This window comes from Vibrio proteolyticus NBRC 13287, assembly GCF_000467125.1.
Classification (GTDB): domain Bacteria; phylum Pseudomonadota; class Gammaproteobacteria; order Enterobacterales; family Vibrionaceae; genus Vibrio; species Vibrio proteolyticus.
Window position 1 is genome coordinate 1 of record NZ_BATJ01000042.1, and the last position, 1,367, is coordinate 1,367.

Annotated in this window: 1 protein-coding gene; it reads left to right on the forward strand. The window is 56.9% G+C overall.

All coding sequences use genetic code 11. The features are described 5' to 3' along the window. Positions 1-1,367 (forward strand): transketolase (tkt, locus tag VPR01S_RS21860; protein ID WP_040903374.1); only part of this gene is annotated, 1,367 nt, incomplete at both ends.

The window sequence follows — 1,367 nt, forward strand, 5'->3', positions numbered from 1 at the left end:
GACCGCGACCGCTTCGTGTTGTCAAACGGCCACGGCTCTATGCTGATTTACTCTCTGCTGCACCTGAGCGGTTACGAGCTGTCGATTGACGACCTGAAAAACTTCCGTCAGCTGCACTCTAAAACGCCGGGCCACCCTGAGTACGGCTATGCACCCGGCATTGAGACCACAACCGGTCCTCTGGGCCAGGGCATCACTAATGCGGTGGGCATGGCGATTGCGGAAAAAGCACTGGCGGCGCAGTTTAACAAACCTGGCCACGACATCGTGGACCACTTCACTTATGTGTTCATGGGCGACGGCTGTCTGATGGAAGGCATCTCGCACGAAGCCTGCTCGCTGGCCGGCACTCTGGGTCTGGGCAAACTGATCGCCTTCTGGGATGACAACGGCATCTCGATCGACGGTCACGTGGAAGGCTGGTTCTCAGACGACACGCCAAAACGCTTTGAAGCGTACGGCTGGCACGTTATCCCGGCAGTAGACGGTCACGATTCCGAGGCGATCAACGCAGCGATCATCGCTGCAAAAGCGGATCCTCGTCCGACTCTGATCTGTACTAAGACCATCATTGGTTTCGGCTCACCAAACAAAGCCGGCTCGCACGATTGTCACGGTGCTCCTCTGGGCGCAGACGAAATCAAAGCCGCACGTGAGTTCTTAGGCTGGAATCACGGCCCATTCGAAATCCCATCGGATGTGTACGCAGAGTGGGACGCGAAAGAAGCGGGCAAAGCGAAAGAAGCAGCATGGGATGACAAGTTCGCCGCTTACGCCGCCGCTTACCCAGCCGAAGCGGCTGAATACCAACGCCGTGTGAACGGTGACCTGCCAGCGGAATGGGAGCAAGCCACCAGCGCCATTATCGCAGAACTGCAAGCTAACCCTGCCAATATCGCTTCCCGTAAAGCGTCACAAAACGCACTGGAAGCCTTCGGCGCTCTACTGCCTGAGTTCATGGGCGGCTCAGCTGACCTGGCCCCATCTAACCTGACCATGTGGTCTGGTTCGAAGTCTCTGGAAGCAGGCGACTTCTCTGGTAACTACATCCACTACGGCGTGCGTGAATTTGGTATGACGGCCATCATGAACGGTATCGCGCTGCACGGCGGTTTCGTGCCTTACGGCGCGACCTTCCTGATGTTCATGGAATACGCACGTAATGCCATGCGCATGGCGGCGCTGATGAAGATTCAGAACATTCAGGTGTACACGCACGACTCGATTGGTCTGGGTGAAGACGGCCCGACTCACCAACCGGTTGAGCAAATGGCGTCGCTGCGTCTGACTCCAAACATGAGCACATGGCGTCCATGTGACCAGGTAGAATCTGCGGTCGCCTGGAAACTGGCGATTGAGCGTAAAGA